The organism is Mesorhizobium sp. B2-4-17 (genome assembly GCF_006441275.1).
GTDB lineage: Bacteria > Pseudomonadota > Alphaproteobacteria > Rhizobiales > Rhizobiaceae > Mesorhizobium.
Genome location: NZ_VFUX01000014.1, coordinates 74,790 through 93,039, shown reverse-complemented (window position 1 = coordinate 93,039; position 18,250 = coordinate 74,790). Strand labels below are relative to the sequence as shown.

At 65.1% G+C, this 18,250-nt stretch carries 19 protein-coding genes; 9 read left to right on the top strand and 10 right to left on the bottom strand.

Annotation, left to right across the window (positions count from 1 at the left end):
- Nucleotides 1-123: 123 nt before the first annotated feature.
- The 4 genes from FJ548_RS13325 (at nt 124) to FJ548_RS13310 (ending at nt 2,937) form a co-directional block, all read left to right on the top strand.
- On the top strand, nt 124-621 hold the full coding sequence (locus FJ548_RS13325) for a prolyl-tRNA synthetase associated domain-containing protein (protein ID WP_140695865.1): 498 nt from the start codon (nt 124-126) through the stop codon (nt 619-621).
- Between the two features lie 85 nt (nt 622-706).
- Nucleotides 707-1,714 carry a thioredoxin gene (trxA, locus tag FJ548_RS13320; protein WP_140778061.1) on the top strand — a complete coding sequence of 336 codons (1,008 nt, stop codon included), beginning with the start codon at nt 707-709 and terminating at the stop codon, nt 1,712-1,714.
- A gap of 207 nt (nt 1,715-1,921) precedes the next feature.
- A complete protein-coding gene (locus FJ548_RS13315) occupies nt 1,922-2,593 on the top strand; it encodes an LON peptidase substrate-binding domain-containing protein (RefSeq protein WP_140695867.1) in 672 nt (223 codons plus the stop codon).
- Between the two features lie 95 nt (nt 2,594-2,688).
- Nucleotides 2,689-2,937 (top strand): Trm112 family protein, encoded by a 249-nt coding sequence (locus FJ548_RS13310; RefSeq protein ID WP_140695870.1) that lies wholly within the window; start codon nt 2,689-2,691, stop codon nt 2,935-2,937.
- 384 nt (nt 2,938-3,321) lie between these two features.
- Here FJ548_RS13310 and FJ548_RS13305 read toward each other — a convergent pair whose 3' ends face one another.
- Genes FJ548_RS13305 through FJ548_RS30415 form a run of 3 tightly spaced genes read right to left on the bottom strand, consistent with a single transcriptional unit; the run spans nt 3,322 to nt 9,126 of the window.
- Complete coding sequence (locus tag FJ548_RS13305; RefSeq protein ID WP_140778060.1) at nt 3,322-6,666, bottom strand: error-prone DNA polymerase; 3,345 nt, start codon at nt 6,664-6,666, stop codon at nt 3,322-3,324.
- The gene (locus FJ548_RS13300; protein WP_140778059.1) at nt 6,663-8,141 is read right to left on the bottom strand and encodes a DUF6504 family protein; all 1,479 of its coding nucleotides are present in this window, start codon (nt 8,139-8,141) and stop codon (nt 6,663-6,665) included. The genes FJ548_RS13305 and FJ548_RS13300 overlap by 4 nt, the downstream gene beginning before the upstream one ends.
- A complete protein-coding gene (locus FJ548_RS30415; RefSeq protein ID WP_140778058.1) occupies nt 8,083-9,126 on the bottom strand; it encodes a hypothetical protein in 1,044 nt (347 codons plus the stop codon). Before FJ548_RS30415 ends, FJ548_RS13300 begins: the two co-directional genes overlap by 59 nt.
- 182 nt (nt 9,127-9,308) lie before the next feature.
- Between FJ548_RS30415 and FJ548_RS13290 the strand changes: the two genes are divergently transcribed.
- Nucleotides 9,309-9,731 (top strand): metallopeptidase family protein, encoded by a 423-nt coding sequence (locus tag FJ548_RS13290; RefSeq protein WP_140610249.1) that lies wholly within the window; start codon nt 9,309-9,311, stop codon nt 9,729-9,731.
- A gap of 93 nt (nt 9,732-9,824) precedes the next feature.
- Here the strand turns inward: FJ548_RS13290 and FJ548_RS13285 are convergent, their stop codons facing one another.
- Together FJ548_RS13285 and FJ548_RS13280 are read right to left on the bottom strand one after the other, a co-directional pair.
- Nucleotides 9,825-10,031 carry a DUF1737 domain-containing protein gene (locus tag FJ548_RS13285; RefSeq protein ID WP_027145959.1) on the bottom strand — a complete coding sequence of 69 codons (207 nt, stop codon included), beginning with the start codon at nt 10,029-10,031 and terminating at the stop codon, nt 9,825-9,827.
- A 33-nt stretch (nt 10,032-10,064) separates the two neighbouring features.
- On the bottom strand, nt 10,065-10,961 hold the full coding sequence (locus FJ548_RS13280; RefSeq protein WP_140767313.1) for a CoA ester lyase: 897 nt from the start codon (nt 10,959-10,961) through the stop codon (nt 10,065-10,067).
- 295 nt (nt 10,962-11,256) lie between these two features.
- Here FJ548_RS13280 and FJ548_RS13275 point away from each other — a divergent pair, with 295 nt between their 5' ends.
- The 4 genes from FJ548_RS13275 to FJ548_RS13260 are packed head-to-tail and all read left to right on the top strand — an operon-like array spanning nt 11,257 to nt 15,289.
- Nucleotides 11,257-11,796, top strand: a complete 540-nt coding sequence (locus FJ548_RS13275) for a DUF4153 domain-containing protein (RefSeq protein WP_348640935.1) — start codon at nt 11,257-11,259, stop codon at nt 11,794-11,796.
- Between the two features lie 3 nt (nt 11,797-11,799).
- Nucleotides 11,800-12,492 carry a response regulator transcription factor gene (locus FJ548_RS13270; RefSeq protein WP_140778057.1) on the top strand — a complete coding sequence of 231 codons (693 nt, stop codon included), beginning with the start codon at nt 11,800-11,802 and terminating at the stop codon, nt 12,490-12,492.
- Nucleotides 12,483-14,084: an ATP-binding protein gene (locus tag FJ548_RS13265; protein ID WP_140778056.1), complete on the top strand. Its 1,602-nt coding sequence runs from the start codon at nt 12,483-12,485 to the stop codon at nt 14,082-14,084. The genes FJ548_RS13270 and FJ548_RS13265 overlap by 10 nt, the downstream gene beginning before the upstream one ends.
- A 38-nt stretch (nt 14,085-14,122) precedes the next feature.
- On the top strand, nt 14,123-15,289 hold the full coding sequence (locus FJ548_RS13260) for an FAD-binding oxidoreductase (protein WP_140778055.1): 1,167 nt from the start codon (nt 14,123-14,125) through the stop codon (nt 15,287-15,289).
- A gap of 258 nt (nt 15,290-15,547) precedes the next feature.
- On the opposite strand, the gene FJ548_RS13255 is transcribed toward FJ548_RS13260, so the two are convergent.
- The 5 genes from FJ548_RS13255 to FJ548_RS13235 all read right to left on the bottom strand — a co-directional run bounded on the left by FJ548_RS13255 (nt 15,548) and on the right by FJ548_RS13235 (nt 18,169).
- Complete coding sequence (locus FJ548_RS13255; RefSeq protein ID WP_140778054.1) at nt 15,548-16,294, bottom strand: DUF72 domain-containing protein; 747 nt, start codon at nt 16,292-16,294, stop codon at nt 15,548-15,550.
- A 67-nt stretch (nt 16,295-16,361) separates the two neighbouring features.
- Nucleotides 16,362-16,853 (bottom strand): SRPBCC domain-containing protein, encoded by a 492-nt coding sequence (locus FJ548_RS13250; RefSeq protein ID WP_140778053.1) that lies wholly within the window; start codon nt 16,851-16,853, stop codon nt 16,362-16,364.
- A 42-nt stretch (nt 16,854-16,895) separates the two neighbouring features.
- Nucleotides 16,896-17,342, bottom strand: a complete 447-nt coding sequence (locus FJ548_RS13245; RefSeq protein WP_140778052.1) for an SRPBCC family protein — start codon at nt 17,340-17,342, stop codon at nt 16,896-16,898.
- Complete coding sequence (locus tag FJ548_RS13240; RefSeq protein WP_210242662.1) at nt 17,339-17,653, bottom strand: helix-turn-helix domain-containing protein; 315 nt, start codon at nt 17,651-17,653, stop codon at nt 17,339-17,341. Before FJ548_RS13240 ends, FJ548_RS13245 begins: the two co-directional genes overlap by 4 nt.
- Nucleotides 17,654-17,743: 90 nt before the next feature.
- Nucleotides 17,744-18,169 carry a GNAT family N-acetyltransferase gene (locus tag FJ548_RS13235; protein WP_140696081.1) on the bottom strand — a complete coding sequence of 142 codons (426 nt, stop codon included), beginning with the start codon at nt 18,167-18,169 and terminating at the stop codon, nt 17,744-17,746.
- Nucleotides 18,170-18,250: the final 81 nt, after the last annotated feature.

Here is an 18,250-nt window from a genome sequence, read left to right as displayed (position 1 = left end):
GATGACGCCAGCGAGACTTGCCGGCAAAGGGTCGATTTGTGCGCCCTGACGCGCGGTGGTCTTGTGTCGGGCGCCTCATTGGCCGTAAACGGCATGGCTGGAACCAGCCGAAGAAGAAACCCAATGCCGAAGACCGAAACCGAGCTTCTTGCCTTTCTCGCCGAACTCGGCATCGCCGTTTCGACGAAACGCCATCCGCCGCTCTATACCGTCGCCGATTCGCAGGCGCTGCGCGGCGAGATCACCGGCGAGCACACGAAAAACCTGTTCCTGAAGGACAAGAAGGATAATTTCTTCCTCGTCACCGTCGGCGAGGACGCGGTTGTCGATCTCAAGCAGATCCATCAATTGATCGGCGCCGCCAGCCGTGTTTCCTTCGGCAAGCCGGAGATGCTGATGGAGCTGCTCGGCGTCACGCCGGGCGCGGTCACCGTCTTCGGCGTCATCAACGATACGGCAAACAAGGTCAGGCTGGTGCTCGACAAGGATTTGATGGACCATGCCGTCATCAACGCCCATCCGCTGACCAATGAGGCGACGACATCGATCGCGGCGGCCGATCTCATCAGATTCGTCGAGGCAACCGGGCATGATGCTGCTATCTTGAAAGTCTCGGCATGATCGCCACATGGATGGCGAAACCGACTTCCAATTGAGGACATTGCGCCTGCCCGCTGGCCGGCGGCGCGACCGAAAGGGTGACGAGATGAGCGACAACAATCGGTTTGGCGGGTCATTCGGCAGCAATGGCGGCCAGTATGCCACCACGGTGCAGTATGGCGGAACCGAACCCGCGCGCGCCAACGCCGCGTTTGGGGAGGCGGCGGCCGCCCCTGCAACCGGCGAGATTATCAAGGACACAACGACCGCCGCCTTCGCGGCCGACGTCATCCAGGAATCGCGCCGCCAGCCGGTGCTGGTCGATTTCTGGGCGCCGTGGTGCGGGCCCTGCAAGCAGCTGACCCCGCAGCTGGAAAAGGCGGTCAAGGCGGCCGGCGGCAAGGTCAAGCTGGTCAAGATGAACATCGATGATCACCCCTCGATCGCCGGCCAGCTCGGCATCCAGTCGATTCCGGCGGTCATCGCCTTTAAGGACGGTCAGCCAGTCGACGGCTTCATGGGCGCCATCCCCGAAAGCCAGATCGTCCAGTTCATCGACAAGGTCGGCGGCAAGGGCAATGGCGCGCCGGCCGTGGCCGAGGCGATTGCCGCGGCGACCGAGGCGCGCGACGCCGGCGATATGCAGGCCGCCGCCGACATCTACGACGCCATCCTGGCGCAGGCGCCCGAGACCATCGAGGCGATCGCCGGACTGGGCGAGATCCTGTTCGGGGCCGGTGATGTTGAAGGCGCCGAGGCGCTGCTGGCAACCGCACCCGAGGCCAAGAAGGACGCGCCGGCGCTTGCCGCGCTGCGCGCCAAGATGACGCTCGCCGCACAGGCGGCGGAACTGGGCAACCCGGCCGAGTTCGAGCGCCGGCTGGCCGACAATCCCAACGACCATCAGGCGCGCTTCGACCTGGCCATGATCCAGAACGCCCGGGGCGAGCGCACGGCGGCGGCGGACAATCTCCTGGCCATCATCAAGGCCGACCGCGCGTGGAACGAGGACGGCGCCAAGGCGCAATTGCTGCGTTTCTTCGAAGCCTGGGGCATGACCGACGAGGCGACGCTGGCCGCCCGGCGCAAATTGTCGTCGCTGCTGTTTTCCTGAACCCGAGGCCGTTTCGTCGCACGGGCTTGAGGGCGGCGCCGACTGCGCCAGATTAGGAAGCTGGCTTCGGCGGGCCGGTGATCCCGGCAGGCAAAGGCGGATCGGGCGTGGACACGCACTATGTCTTTGTTTTTATGCATGTCGTCCTCCCAAAACCGAGGTCATTTTTGGGCGACATGCGTTAGGTGAAGCGATCGGAGGAATGAGGTGCAAGCGGGAAACGCGCATTACCGGCTCGCCAAGGATCTGCCGTCAGCGATCCCGATCTTTCCGCTCGAGGGAGCGCTCTTGCTGCCCGGCGGCCGCATGCCGCTCAACATCTTCGAACCACGCTATCTGCAGATGGTGGATCAGGCGGTGGCCGGCTCGCGGCTCATCGGCATCATCCAGCCCAGTCTCGACGGCGCGCTGCGTGAGGATGGCGAGCCGGAGCTGTGCAATGTCGGCTGCGCCGGCCGCATCATCGCCTTTTCCGAGACCGGTGATGGCCGCTACCTGATCTCGCTGCAGGGCGTGTGCCGGTTCCGCATCGGCCAGGAGCTGACGGTCAAGACGCCGTTCCGCCAGGTCAAGCCGGCACCGTTCCTGGCCGATCTCGGTGACGACCAGGCGGCGAACGAGATCGATCGGCCGGCCCTGCTCAAGGCGTTTCGCGCCTATCTGCAAGCCAATGATCTCGAAGCCGACTGGGAAAGCGTCAGCCGTGCCGAAAACGCCATGCTGGTCAATGCCCTGTCGATGATGGCGCCTTACGGGCCGGCCGAGAAACAGGCGCTACTCGAGGCCGCTGACCTGAAGACAAGGGCGGAGACGCTGATCGCCATCACCGAAATGGCGCTGGCGCGCGAGAATGAGGATTTTGGCTCGAGCCTGCAATGAGATGTGCCGATATTCAGGTGATGCCGCTATTTGCAGGCCGGCATTACCCGAATACCAACACATCTCAGGTCGGCAGTTGGTTGAGGGAGGCCGTGATGGCGGCGGATGGACGCGACGGAAGGAAGGCCAGTGTCGACCCGAAGCTGCTGGAGCTTCTGGCGTGCCCGCTGACCAAGGGGCCGCTGGCCTGGGATCCGGAGCGGGGTGAACTGGTCTCGCGGGTCGCCAAGCTCGCCTATCCGGTACGCGACGGCATCCCGATCATGCTGCCCTCGGAAGCGCGGACGTTGTCGGCGGAGGACGTTTTGCCCGTAACGCCGCCGCGGCTGAGCGGGCCGAGCTGAGTGGCGCGCATCGCTGCGATGCAGGTGTTGCCGGAGGCTGGCGGGACAGCGCCCACCTCTGCCCTACCGGGCATCTCCCCTACTTGGGGGGAGATCGGCAGCTTCGCCGTCCAGCCTGGTTTTAAAAGCGGTGATGACGGCCAATCTCCGTTGCGGGCAGGGCAATCGCATATGGGAGACTCAGGCTTTTGCTTTACGAGTACCCCCACCCCTAACCCCTCCCCACAGGGGGGAGGGAGACTCCGTTGACGCCGATCCGGGCAATTGAGCATGTTTTTAGATGGCAAGGCGGAAGCAAAGGCGCGCGGCAGCATTCCCTTCCCCTTGTGGGGAGGGTTAGGGTGGGGTCCTCTTCGCAAGAATCCATATGCCCCTGCCCTGGCTCTATTGAAAATTACGCCCTTTGGGCATGACCCTTTCCGCTTCTTCCGACAGCGTTGCGAGACTTTGATCGGCCGGCGCGTTCCTTAGTCCGGATTGGCTGGTGCGATCCCGACCTTCCCCGGAGGCGTGTCGTGTGGCAGGCGGGCCGGCCGCGCTGACCTTCTCCAGCAGCACGGTCAGCCAGGGTGTCAGATCCTCGATCTTCTCCGCGACGATATGGATGACACCGGATTCCGACTGCAATTTCCCGCTGACCTTCACGAACCGCGCGCCCATGACGATAGGCCGGAAGCGGGTAAAGGTTCTCTCCCAGAAAATGACATTGGCGACAGCCTTGTCGTCTTCCAGCGTCAGGAAGATCGCATTGCCCTTGCCGGGGCGCTGGCGCACCAGCACCAGACCGGCAACCGAAACCCGCCTGCCGTCGCGCACGGAAGGCAGGTTGGCGTTGGGGATGATGCCGGCCCGGTCGAGCCGCTCGCGCAGGAAAGCGACCGGATGCGCCTTCAGGGACAGGCCGAGCGAGCGGTAATCATGGATGACATGCTCGCCGAGCGGCATTTTGGGCAGCTTCGTCTCGGGTTCCAGCTCGCGCAGGCGCAACGCCGGCTGGTCGAACAGCGGCAGCTTTTCGGCCGCACTCTTGCCGTCGAGCGCACGCACCTCCCAAAGTGCGGCACGGCGGTCGAGGCCGAGCGAACGGAAGGCATCGGCCTGCGCCAGCCTCTCGATCTCGCCGACATCGAGGCCGGAGCGCAGCCAGACGTCCCGGACGGTTTCGTAGCCTGCACCGCGCCGCGCGACGAAAGCTTCCATGCGTTCCTGGGAAAGTCCCTTGATCTGCCGGAAGCCGAGCCGCACCGCATGATCCGTCTGGACGACACCGCGCATTTCGGCATGGCGCGGCAGGATGCGGGCCGGATCGAAAGGTGCTTTTTCCAGGGTGCAGTCCCAGACGGAATAATTGACGTCGACCTCGCGGATCTCGACGCCGTGGTCGCGCGCGTCGCGCACCAGCTGCGCCGGCTGGTAGAAGCCCATCGGTTGCGAGTTCAGGATCGCGGCGCAGAATACGTCGGGATAGAAGGTCTTGAACCAGCATGAGGCATAGACGAGGAGCGCAAAGGAGGCGGCATGGCTTTCGGGAAAGCCATATTCGCCAAAACCCTCGATCTGCTTGAAGCAGCGCTCGGCGAACTCCTTTTCGTAGCCCCTGCCCGTCATGCCGTCGATCATCTGCTGGCGATAGTTGCCGATGGTGCCGGTGCGCTTGAAAGTGGCCATGGCGCGGCGCAGTTCGTCGGCCTTGCCTGGCTTGAAGCCACCGGCGACGATGGCGATCTTCATCGCCTGCTCCTGGAACAACGGCACGCCGAGTGTCTTGCCGAGGATCTCTTTCAGTTCCGGCTTGGGATACTCGGGTTTTTCCTTCTCCTGCCGACGGCGCAGATAGGGATGGACCATGTCGCCCTGGATCGGGCCGGGCCGCACGATCGCCACTTCGATGACAAGGTCGTAGAATTCGCGCGGCCTCAGTCGTGGCAGCATCGACATCTGAGCGCGCGATTCGATCTGGAAGACGCCGAGCGTATCGGCACGGCAGATCATGTCGTAGACGCGGGGATCCTCCTTGGCGATCGTATCCAGGGTCAATGGCCTGTCGAACTCGTCCCTGACACCGTAATGAGTCTCAAGCAAAGTGAAGGCACGCTGCAGGCAGGTCAGCATGCCCAGCGCCAGAATATCGACTTTGAGGATCTTCACCGCGTCGAGGTCGTCCTTGTCCCATTCGACCATCTTGCGCTCGTCCATCGCCGTCTTGATGATGGGGACGATCTCGTCGAGCCGGTCCCTGGTGATGACGAAGCCGCCGACATGCTGCGAGAGATGGCGGGGAAAGCCCATGATCTCGTTGGCGCGCTCCAGCACATGCCGCGATACGGGATCGCTGCGGTCGAGCCCCCCGGCCCGGGCTTCCTTCTCGCCAAGCTCGGATGTCGACCAGCCCCAGATCGATCCGGACAGGGACGCCCTGACATCCTCGGACAGGCCCATCGCCTTGGAGACTTCGCGCAGTGCCGAGCGGCCGCGATAGCTGATGACGGCGGCGGCGAGCGCGGTGCGCTTGGCGCTGTATTTCGAATAGATGTACTGCATGACCTCTTCGCGCCGCTCATGCTCGAAGTCGACGTCGATATCGGGCGGCTCGTTGCGCTCCTCGGAAATGAAGCGCTCGAAGAGTGTGTCGATCTTGTCCGGGCCAACCTCGGTGATGCCGATGCAGAAGCAGATGATGGAATTGGCGGCGGAGCCGCGTCCCTGGCAGAGGATGTTCTGGCTACGGGCGAATTTTATGATGTCGTGGACGGTCAGGAAGTAGCGCGCGTAGTTCAGGCGCTCGATCAGGGCGAGTTCTTCCTCGATGCGTTTTATGACGCTGGCGGGGACACCGCCGGGGAAGCGCCTGGCCGCACCTTCCCGCGCCAGCCTTTCCAGTTCGGCCTGCGGGCCAAGGCCCGATTCCGTCGGCTCGTCGGGGTAATTGTACTGGAGGTCGCTGAGCGAGAAGGTGAGTTCTTCCGCGAACCGCAGCGTCTCGGCCAGCGCCCGCGGATGCCTGCGGAACAGGCGGGCCATTTCCAGCGGCGGCTTCAGGTGGCGCTCGGCATTGGCGGTGAGTTGCAGCCCGACTTCGGCGACGGGCGTGTTGAGACGGATCGCGGTCAGCACGTCCTGCAGCGGGCGGCGTTCGGCCGTGTGGTAGAGGACGTCGTTGGTCGCCATCAGCGGGATGCCGGCAGCCTCGGCAAGCGCCGCCGCCTGCTCGATCCGGAAACGGTCATTGCCGGCATAACAGGGCGAGACGCCAAGGCGCAGGGCTCCGCCGAAGCGGTCCTTGAGCTGGCGGAGCAAAGCGAGGCTGTCTTCTCCGCCCGCCGCCAGATCTGGCAGGACCGCCAGCGACATCCGGTCTCCCCACGCGAGCAGGTCGCCGCGCTGGAGAAGGGTGGCGCCCTTTTCGGTCTCGTCGCGCAGATTGGCTTGGGTGAGCATGCGGCACAGATGCCCCCAGCCCGTGCGGTCCCTGGGATAGGCGAGAATGTCGGGCGTGCCGTCGCCAAAGACCAGCCGGCAGCCGGGGTGATAGGAGAGCTTTTCGACCTTGGCCTGCTGCCAGGCGCGCACCACGCCGGCCACCGTGTTGCGGTCGGCAAGCCCGATCGCCGGGAAGCCCAGGAGCTTGGCCGCGACCACCAGCTCCTCCGGCTTGGAGGCGCCGCGCAGGAAGGAGAAATTCGACTGGATGCCGAACTCGGCATAGGGGATGACGGTCAGTGCGTTCATGCGAAGACCCCGTGCATGAACCAGCGCGGCGGGATCTGGGAGACGCTGCCGTAAAGGCCTTGCCGGTAGAGCCAGTAGCGGCGGCCGTCGGCATCCTCGATGCGGAAATAGTCGCGTGTCGATGCCGCTGCGTCGCCTGGCGCTTCGCGCCACCATTCGGCGGCGATGCGTTCCGGCCCTTCGGCACGCGTCACCCGGTAGAGTGCGCGGCGCCAGCGGAAATGCAGCGGCGGCCCCTCGGGCATTTCGGTGGCCGGCACCTCGATGGGCTCGGGCGCGCGGAACAGGCGGATCGGCCGTTCCGGCGGAAAGATGGTCATCGGCGCCTGCATCCTGTCCGGTCTCTTCGGCGGCGTGATCCGGCGCGGCGCTTCGGTGAAAGGAATGATGGCGACGGCGCGTTCCGGCAGATGGCTTTCGACAGCGACGGGCCGCAGGATCGCACCCTCGCCGAGCCGGGCGCGGATGCGGTCGGCGAACAGCGCGATATCGGCGCCGTCGTCGATCGTTTCGCCCGTCAGGTCGGCCTGCGGCATCTCGAAAGCGGCGGCGGCCAGTACCGAAAGCCGCACCAGGTCGAAGCCATAGCCGGCATCGATGTCCTGCTCGAGCGCGGCCAGCCTTTCATGGAACAGTTTCTGGATCAGCATGGGTTCGCGCAGCGGCCGCGAGGTGCCCAAGGCGATGCGGCTGACGGCGCCGTCGACGCGGAAGAGCAGCAGGGCCAGCGAGCGAGCGCCCTCGCCACGGCGCTCGAGATCGGCCTTCAGGGTCGTCGCCAGCAGTCCCACCAGCCGTTCGATGTCCTCGGTCAGGGTGACCGGCTCGGCGAGATGCCGTTCGACCGAAAGCGGCGCGACGGGCAGGCGCGGCGAGACCGCCTCGTCGAGGCGGCCAAGCGCCTGGTCGAGCCGCAGGAGCAGCGAGGCGCCGAAGCGGCGGGCAAGCGGCGCGCGCGGCGCGGCCATGACGGCGCCCGCCGTGCGCAGGCCCACACTTTCCAGGCTGGCGCGGATTTCCGGCGCTATGCGCAATGCGGCGAGCGGCAAGGGCGCGAGCAGCGCTTCCTCCTCGCCGCCATCGACGATGCGGTCGCCGCAGAACCGTGCCGCCGCCCAGGCCGCCCCCGGTGTCGGGGCAAGGCCGGCGCGGACATCGAAACCCTGATGGAAGAAGCGCGACAGGATGTCATCCAGCATGGCGCGTTCGCCGCCGAACAGATGGGTGCAGCCGGTGACGTCGAGAAACAGGCCGTCCGCCCCGTCCAGCGCCACCAGCGGGGTGTAGCGGTCGCACCAGTCGGCAAGGCCTTCGAGCAGGCGGCGATCGGCCTCCGGATCGGCTTCGACGATGTCGATCGACGGATGCATGGCGCGCGCATCGGCAATCCCCATGTCGCGCTTCAGGTGCAGCGCCTCAGCCCGCTCGTCGAGGGCCGAGATGCGCTGCGCGTTCCCCTGGCGATGGCTGATCACGAGTGGTGGGTGATCCGACGGGCGGGAACGCCAGGACCGCCCCAGACGCTGCCGCAGGATCCTTTCGGCCGCGAGATAGGGAAACCACAGGGACAGGATTCTCTGTCCGGTGTTGCCGGACCCGTCTTTCTTCGCCCCATCTTTCGTCGAATACGCGTTCATCGGGGTTCCACTCCAGTGTGAATTGTCCAGGCAGGGCCGTGCGGCTCTTGCCGATGGTGATGGTGAAGGCGGGGCGGCCGATCGAGCCGGCGAGCGGCCCGGCGACCGTGGCGCGCGGCACGGCTGGCGCCGACGAGACGATCAGACGAACAGGTGCCGCCGTCGGTTCGGGCTCGGCCGCCTGCCGCAGCAGGAACACCGGCCGGCCGGCACTTATCGCCCTGGCATGCAGCCGGCGCGTCGCGGTCAGGTCCAGCCGCTGCGGGTTGCCGCGAATTTCGAGGATGACGGCGGCGAGCGCCGTCATCCTTGCGGCCTCCTCGGCGACCCACAGCGCATCGAGAAGCCTCGGCGCCTCGGAAAACAGCAATTGCCCGGGCTCGATGCCGAACGAGGCATGAAGCCCCCTGGCATAGGGAAAGCCCGCCTCGCGAAAGATTTCCGTGGTGCCGATCCACAGCACCGGCAGCCCTTGCGCCTGCTTGAGGATCAGGCTGGTGAGCGATAGGGCGAAGCCGGCGACAGCCCCGGCATCGCGGGTTTCCAGGCCATGGATTTCACTCAGCGCGGCTTTCGGCAGGCCGCCGCTCAGGGCGGCATCGAGGCGCTCGACACCAATGGGCAGAAAGGCATCCGGCAACGCCGCGGCCTTGCCGCGCCGGACGATGGTGAGATCGGCGTTGGACGGGGCATCAGCGCTGGCGTCAGCCCCAAGGGGCGCCGCGACCGGCGCCTGAAGGCGCTCGGGCAGCGTTCCCTCGATCTTCGCGATCTGGCGGCGCAGGGCAAAAACAGTCTCCCGCGCCACGGCGTTCATCGCCATGACGGTCAGCTTCCACTCACAATTGTTCCTGTTATGTTCCCATAGATTCCAGAGGCGACCGGAAGAGTCAAGCAGAGTCAGAAGGAATTTATTCCTTCCAATCCGCGTGATGCGGGCGCGGCGGCCGCTCGATTTGCCTCTACCGGTGCGAAAGCCTATATGCCGGGATCAAAGGATAAAGCATGGCCCGCATCTACAAGACCCGCACCTGGCACGACCAGTTCTCGCCCTCGATGGAGGAATTGGAGTTCCTGGCGCTGGAGTCCTACGCCCATCTGCCGGAGGAATTTCGCAAGCTGACCGGCGAGATCGTCATCCAGATCGCCGAGTTCCCGACCGACGAGATTATGGACGATTTGTCGCTGGAAACGCCGTTCGACCTGCTCGGCCTGTTCGAGGGGCGCGGCATCGCCGAGCGTTGGAACCCGCAGACCGGCGAAGGCCCGAATCGCATCACGCTCTATCGCCGCGCCATGCTCGACTACTGGGCCGAAAACGAGGAAACGCTGGGCGACATCGTCACCCACGTGCTGATCCACGAGATCGGCCACCATTTCGGCCTGTCGGACGATGACATGGAGCGGATCGAGGAAGCTGCGGAGTAACCAACGCTTTCGTCATCCTAGGGTCTGCGCCGCGTCGCTGCGCTCCTTGCTCCGCCCTAGGATGACGAGGAGAGTGAGGGACCCAGGCTTTTCCTACCAATCGCTGAGCTTGGTGTCCGGGCCGTATTCCTGGCCGTCGACATCCTTCACCACCGCCTGGCCGCAGCGCATCGTCTTGGCTTTCTTGTCATAGGCGTAGGTCGGCGAGCCGAACAGGTGCCAGCCCTTGTTCAGCGCCGCCGTCACCTTGTGGCAGAAGCTGGCGTCGTCCGGGGCAGTCAGAAAGCGGTAGAGTTTCATAGTTCAGGTCCTGTCGTGAACAGCTTAGCCGGATCATGCGCCGATGGCGGCGGCCTTCGCCAGCAGTTTTTCGGCCTGCGCCAGATGCAGCCGCTCGATCATCCTGCCGTCCAGCGCGATCACGCCCTTGCCGGCATTTTCGGCAAGCGCGAAGGCGTCCTTCACCGCGCGGGCCTCGGCCATCGCCGCGGCGGATGGCGCAAAGGCGCGGTTCGCCGCCTCGATCTGCGCCGGATGGATCAGCGTCTTGCCGTCGAACCCCATGGCGGCTGCTTCCCCGCATTCCCGAGCGAAGGTTTCCGCGTCGCGAAAATCGTTGAACACCCCGTCAAGCATGTCGAGGCCACCGGCCCGCGCCGCCAGCAGCATCTGCATCAGCCATGGCACGAGATAGCGGCGGTCGGGCGTCGCCAGCACGCCGGTGTCCTTGATCAGATCATTCGTTCCGGCAACGAAACAAGCCAGCCGCGAGCCGGGGTCGCGGCCAAGCTCGGCGATGGCGCCGAGGTTGAGCATGGCCTTGGGGGTTTCGATCATCGCCCATAGTTTCACGCTGTCGGGGGCGAAATTGTCGTCCAGCACATCGCCGACCTCGAGCACGTCGCGCGGCGTGTCGACCTTGGGCAGCAGAATGCCATCCGGCTCCGCCTTCGCCATGGCCATCAGATCGTCTGTGCCCCATTCGCTGGAAAGCGCATTGACGCGCACGATCATCTCGCGGCGCCGGCCACCGGTGCCGGCCTCCGGATGGTTGGCGAAAATACCGGCCAGCCTGTCGCGGGCGGCGGTCTTGTCGGCCGGGGCGACGGCATCCTCAAGGTCGATGATGACAGCATCGCAGGAAAGCTGCTCGATCTTGGCCAGCGCCTTGTCGTTGGAGGCCGGGACGTAGAGCACCGAGCGGCGCGGGCGATAGGGTTTGGTCGTCATGATCCGATCTATGCCGGTTGCGACTGGTCGAGGCAAGCCGCCATATGTCCTGCACGGAAACTGCACGCGATTGCCGAAAATCTCCTCGGATCCGCCCTGCCGCCTCCCGACCGACCTGCCAGACAGGCGGCATGCATAAGCCAGTCAAACTCCCGTGGTCCCTGCCTTACCGGCTGCGCAGCGATGGCTGGTGGCTGGTCGACCCGCCACGCGCGCGGCCTGCGGCGATCCTCATTCCTTTCATCCGCAAACGCCCGCCGACAGCCCGGCTGCAAGTTCTCGGGAAGATCAGACCGTGACGCCACCGTTCACCGCCGCGCCGGGCCATGGCAGCCGCTTGGGCGTCGTCGTGCTGGCCTATCGCGGCCTCGTCTGGATGGGGCTGGTGGCGGCCGGGCTTGCCCTGATCATCGTCCGCATCGCGCTCGGAAAATCCAATGAATGGCTCTCGTCCGCCAATCTTCTGACGCTATCGGCGACGCTTTATGCCTGCTGCTTCATCGATTTCGCGGCAACGATCGCCAATTACAATGTCGACCATTCCCAAGAAATGACCGGACAAGGCATCCCCCTCGACGGCTGGTATCTGGGCTCGCTCGGTCCGGGCGCGTTTCCGGCGCTCGATCGCTTCCTCGATCATCAGGGCAGGACGCCTGGAGCCGGCGCTACACGCGAACTTGCCAGACTGCGTGGCGTCGACGAGGGATGGTACCGCACCGCCCTGGAAAACTGGCGCGCCTGGAGCTTTCGCGACTGGCGGCTGCTCTTCTATCTCGACAGCAGGGCCTTGCCTGTGATTCCCTCCGTTTCCGAACCTTCCCCGCCGGGACGCTGATCCATGCCGCATCACATCCTCGTCGCCGACGACGACCCGCATATCCGCGAAGTGATATGCTTCGCGCTGGAAAAGGCCGGCATGAAGACGGCTGCCGTTTCAGACGGCGCCGCCGCCCTGCAGGCGATCGAGCGGCGCCCGCCCGACCTTGTCGTGCTCGACATCGGCATGCCGGAAATGGACGGGCTGGAGGTCTGCCGGCGGCTGCGCCACACCTCCGATGTGCCGGTGCTGTTCCTGTCCGCGCGCGACGAAGAAATAGACCGCATCCTTGGCCTGGAAATGGGCGGTGACGACTATGTGACAAAGCCGTTCAGCCCACGCGAGCTGGTCGCCCGCGTCAACGTCATCCTGCGCCGCGCCCGCCCGGCGGCGCCCGAACCGGTCGACGACAGGCAGTTCGCCCATGGCAAGCTCGCCTTGGCGCCGGCCAGTCACAGCGCCAGCTTCGACGGCAAGCCGCTCGCCCTGACCGGCATCGAGTTCTCGATCCTGAAAGGGTTTCTGACGCGGCCGACGCATGTGCTCGACCGCGACGCGGTGATGGCCAGTGCCTATGCCGGCAAGATCCATGTCGCCGACCGCACCGTCGACAGCCATATCCGCAACATCCGCGCCAAGCTGGCGGCGTTGGGTTGCCCCGAAGTCATCGAGACCGTGCACGGCGTCGGCTTCCGGCTCGGCCGATGCGGCTGACGGCTTCGCGCAAATGGATGGGCCGCAAATGGCGGCCGCGCCTTGCCACCGTCGTCGTTGCCATCCTGATCCTGGTGATGGCCTTGCCGCTGGTCGGCCTGTTCTTCTTCCGCCTTTATGAAAACCAGCTGATCCGCCAGACCGAGGCGGAGCTGATCGCGCAAGGGGCTGCCATCGCCGCCATCTATGCGCAGGAGGTGCGCGACGCCGGCATTCTACCGGACAATCTCGGCGCGCCGATGCCGCAGGCTGGTGGAAGCGCGAGCCGGGACCCCAATTCCGACGGGCCATACCGGCCGGTCGAGCCGCGCCTCGATCTCGCTTCGGATTATGTGCTTCCGACACGGCCGGCGGCAGTGCAAGCGACCGCCGATCCCGCCTTCGCCGCGATCGGCACGCGCCTGTCCGGCATTCTCGACGCCACGCAGAAAACCACGCTGGCCGGCTTCCGGCTGCTCGATCCCCGAGGTGTCGTCATCGCCGGGCGCGACGAGGTCGGGCAGTCGCTGGCCGAGGTCCAGGAGGTGCGCGCCGCGCTTGACGGCCGCTATGCCAGCGCGCTCCGGCTGCGCATTTCCGACCAGCCGGCGCCGCCGCTCTATTCGGTCAGCCGCGGCACCAGGGTGCGCGTCTTCGTCGCTTTGCCCGTGGCCGTCGACGGCCACGTCGCCGGCGTGGTCTATGTCTCGCGGACGCCCAACAACATCGTCAAGCATCTCTACGGCGAGCGCGGCAAGGTGACGTTGGCGGCCATCGCCATCCTCGGCGGCACGCTGCTGATCGGCCTGGTGTTCCTGCGCACCGTCAGCCGACCGATCTATGCGCTGATCGACCGCACCCAGCGGATCGCCGCCGGCGAGCGCGACGCGATCCGGCCGCTCGACCATCACGGCACCTACGAAATGGCCGAGCTTTCCGCCGCTTTCCTCGACATGGCGGAAAAGCTGCAGGCGCGCTCCGACAGCATCCAGACCTTCGCCACCCATGTCTCGCACGAGCTCAAATCGCCGCTGACGGCGATCCAGGGCGCGGCCGAGCTGCTGCGCGATTCCGGCTCGGCCATGGACGATGACGAGCGGCGGCGCTTCTCCGGCAACATCGTCACCGATGCCGGGCGGCTCAACCTGCTGGTCCGGCGCCTGCTCGACCTGGCGCGCGCCGAAAATCTCGCGCCCAGCGGCGAGAGCACCTCGGTCAGGTCGGCGCTGGCGCTGCTTCCCGTCGACACCAGGCTGGCGGTTCGCGTCGAGGCGGGCGGCGATCTGACCTTGCGCATATCGGCCGAGAACGCGGCAATCGTGCTAGGCAATCTCATCGACAATTCCGCAAGGCACGGCGCGACGCTGGTTTCGATCATCGCCGCAAGCGCCGGCGGCAAGGCCACGGTGCTGGTCGGCGACGACGGCGCCGGCATCTCACCGAGCAACCGGGCGCGCATCTTCGAGCCGTTCTTCACCACGCGGCGTGAGTCCGGTGGCACCGGCATGGGGCTCGGCATCGTGCTGGCCCTCCTGAAAGCGCATGATGGTATGATCCGGCTGGTTGACAGCGAGCGCGGCACGCGCTTCGAGATTGTCTTGCCTGCCGCCTAGCTCCTCGATCGCGGCTCGACTCGGAAAGGGCATAAAGCGTGCGCTACGACATCGTCATCATCGGCGGGGCCATCGTCGGGTCCTCGATCGCCTACTATCTGCGTGAGGAAGGGTTTTCCGGCTCGATCGCGCTGATCGAACGCGATCCGCAATTCTCCCATGCCGCGACGACGCTATCCATGGCCTCGATCCGTCAGCAATTCTCGATTCCGGAAAACATCCGCCTGTCGCAATTCACGCTGCAGCTGTTCCGGCGGCTGAAGGAGGCTTTTGGTTCCGATGCCGATATCGGTTTCCGCGAAGGCGGCTACCTCATCCTTGCCGGCGAGGCGGGACTGCCGATCCTCAAGGCCAACCACGAGGCGCAGGTCGCCGAAGGCGCCGATATCCTTTTCGAGGATGCCGGCCAGCTGACGCGTCGTTTCCCCTGGCTGTCGGCAGAAGGCATCACCGCCGGCGCCTATGGCCGGTCCGGCGAGGGCTGGTTCGACGCGCATGCGATGCTGATGCTGTTTCGCAAGGCGCTGCGGGACAAGAAAATCGATTTCATCACGGCTGATGTCACCGGCATCGTCCGGCAAGGCAATCAGGTTACCGGCGTGAGCCTCGACGATGGCGAGACGCTGGAGGCCGGCATTGTCGTCAACGCCGCCGGGCCGAATGCCGGCAAGGTCGCCGCCCTTGCCGGGCTCGCGCTGCCGGTCGAGCCGCGCAAGCGCAATGTCTTCGTCTTCGAGGCGCGCGAGAAATATGCCGACATGCCGCTGCTGGTCGATCCCTCCGGCATCTATGTCAGGCCGGAAGGCTCGGTCTATCTCACCGGCGGCGCCGAACCGGAAGAGGGCGACGGCCCTGCCGATCCCGGCGATTTCGAGGTCGACTGGCCGCTGTTCGAAGAGGTGATCTGGCCGGTGCTGGCGACCCGCATCCCGGCCTTCGAGGCGATCAAGCCGACCCGCGCCTGGGCCGGCCACTACGACTATAACACGCTCGACCAGAACGCGGTCATCGGTCCGCACCCTGAGGTGCGGAATTTCCTCTTCGCCAACGGTTTTTCCGGCCACGGCTTGCAGCAGGCGCCGGCGGTCGGCAAGGCGCTGGCCGAGCTGATCGTGCATGGCGGCTACCGGACGATCGATTGCTCGGCGTTCGGATACGAGCGTGTCGCCGAAGGGCGCCCCTTCCGGGAATTGAATGTGATCTGAGGCAATACGGGACGATGTTCGGGATTTGCCAAGACGTCTCAGGTTCTTCGTCATTCCAGGGCGGAGCAGGAGCGAAGCGACGTCGCGGAGACCCTGGAATCCATGCCGTGACTGTTGCCGTGGGCTCCAACGGCGCAGAATGAAAAGGCGCACCGATCGGGGCGCATTGCCGGTAAAAATTCTGCACCGCCGTGAAATTCCAACGTCGCGGCATGGATCCTGAGGTCTGCGCCGCGTCGCTTTGCTCCTTGCTTCGCTCTAGCATGGCGACGCTGGACAGATCATCTCGTCGACAGCGATGGCATTGCCAAGGGCATGCCCTTGGGCTGTGTTGTCGAAAATACACCAGACTTCCGCCCCGGAAGCGGCTGCTTCATCAATCTGCCGGCTGATCCGGTCGAGGCTCTCGGCATCGTAGTCCGAATAATAGACACGCGGCACGCCGTGCCAGCGGAAATAGGCAAGGCCCGACCATCCGCCAGGCACCGCGGCTTCCGGCACAGAGGCCGGGTCGGCGGCGACACGCGCGATGCGGCGGTCGGCCAGAAGCGCTTCCGCCTCGGCATCGAACCAGCTGGGATGGCGCGGCTCGCAGGTCAGCCTGACCTCGGTCCGGCTGCGCAGCAGGTCAAAAAAACCCTGCGCGATGTCCGCCTCGAACGGAAGGCTCGGCGGCAACTGGACCAGAAGCACACTCAATTTCTCGCCGAGACCTTCGACCTGTTCGAGAAAGCTTTCCAGGGGATCGTTGCAACCGACAAGGCGGCGCTCATGCGTAACGGCCTTGGGTGTCTTGACGGCAAAGCGAAAATCCCCGGGCACCGAACGCGCCCAGCGTTCATAGGTCTCGCGACGGTGCGGCTTGTAGAAGGAGGTGTCGATTTCGACGATGGGCAGCCGCGTGGCATAGCGCACGAGACGGGAACCGGACTGCGGGAAATCATCCTTGTATGGCGTGGAAATTCCCCAGCCCGCCGTGCCTATGAACGTTCTGCGGTTTGTCATGCCTGGTGATGTGGCTCGACTGACGTGAAGGTCAAGGCAGAACCGTATCGCTGCGGCGCGCGCTATTTTAAGCAGCCGCACGCCCTTGCGAGTCAAAATATCCCGCCAGCCAGGTGAGCACCCGCGCCCAGCCATCGGCATGCTCGGCGGCGGCTTCCGCCAAGCCGGCGAAACCGCCGTGGCAAATGGTGAGCCGCGTGCCGGCGGCGACAGGCTGCAGCAGCCAGGCGACCGTGGTTTGCCGCCGGCCAAGCGTGGGATGGTCCCATGCGTAAGCTCGCGTCTGCACGATCCGGCGCGGCGCTTCGATCTCCAGGAATTCGCCGCCGGCCGGCAGGTCGCTGCCGTCAGACCTGCGGACGACAACCGTCCAGCGGCCGCCGACGCGAAGGTCGGCTGACCAATCGACCATCCGGTAGGTGCCGGCGGATCCCCACCATTGCTCGACCTCCCTGCTGACCAGCGCGCGGAAGATGCGTTCCGCAGACGCTTCGATCTCGGCGGATGCCATGATCGTTTCGCCATTGGTCATGCTCTGCACTGAGGGAACGCGCATCATGGAAGCCTCCGAACAAGTTTGTTTCGGCAGTGAAATGATCCTTCACGCCTTGGATGGCGGGCGCTCAAAACCCTTGCCGGTCTCGAGCAGGCTCTTGAGGCTCGCCAGCACCAGCGGCCACCCCTTGGCGACATTGCCGATCAGTCTGTGTGGCCCATCGGCCTCGTGAGTGACGGCAAGCTTCATCAATTCGCCGTCCTGCTCGATGGTGAAGGTGCAGCGCGTGTAGCCGTCCTCCTTCACCTCTGGCATCCATTCATTGCGCCATTTGATGACGAGGCGCCGCGGCGGGTCGATCTCGAGGATCTCGCCGCTGTCGGCGACGCGACCGTCGGGAAAGATCAGCTTCCAGCTGGAGCCCACTTTCCAATCGCTCTCCTGATAGGAGCAGAGGAAGAACTGCCGGTTGAATTCCGGATCGGTCAGCGCTTCCCACAGCTTCTCGGGCGTGGTGCGGATGTAGGTCACATAAACGAAGGCGGTGCTCATGGTTCGTCCCTTTCAAGGCGTTTCTTCAAGTCGCTGAGGGCGGTCAGCCGTCCCCGCTCGAATTTGCCGATCCAGCGTTCGGCGATCTCGTTGATCGGAACCGGGTTGAGGTAATGCTCCTTCTCACGACCCTTGCGGATGGTGGTGACGAGGTTTGCCTCCTCAAGGACCGTCAGATGCTTGGTCACCGCCTGGCGTGTCATGTCCATCTCCGCGCACAGCGCGTTCAGCGTCTGCCCGTTCCTGGCATGGAGGCTGTCAAGCAATTGCCGGCGTGTTGGGTCGGCCAGGGCGCGAAAGACGGCATCCATGCTCATGGCTTTAATATGCAACCATTTGGTTGCATGTCAAGCGGCAAGATCGTGCGTCTTTGCCGGCCAGATGCGGTCACAGGAGAAAAATCAGCGTTCGCGGGAGAACCAGAAGGCGTCCGGCATGCGTTTCATGCCGATGCGCTCGTAGAAGCCGGCGGCGTCGGGCACGGAAACCAGGCTGATGGCGACGCAGGGTCCGAGCTGTCGCCGCGCCTCGTCCATCAGGCCCTTGCCGACGCCAAGCCCTTGCGCGGCTGGCGAGACGGCGAGATCGGAGATGTAGCAGACCCAGGAAAAGTCCGTCACGGCTCTGATAACACCGATCAGCGGCTTGCCTTCGATGTCGAGACGCGCGGTGAGCACCAGATTGGCGCCCGATAGCATCGCTTGCAGCCTGTCGGCGTCGTCGACGGGGCGGATCTCGCCCAAGCCGGAGTCCACCAGCACGCGGCGGAATTCGGCAACGCCGAGGCCAGTTTCACGGGCGTAGAGGACCTGGGGGTTTTCCGACATCGCGCCAGAGTGCACCATCGTGGCATGGATTCGAAGCCGTTTTTGCTCGGCCCGATGCCGGCGGACAAACAGTTGCCTTTT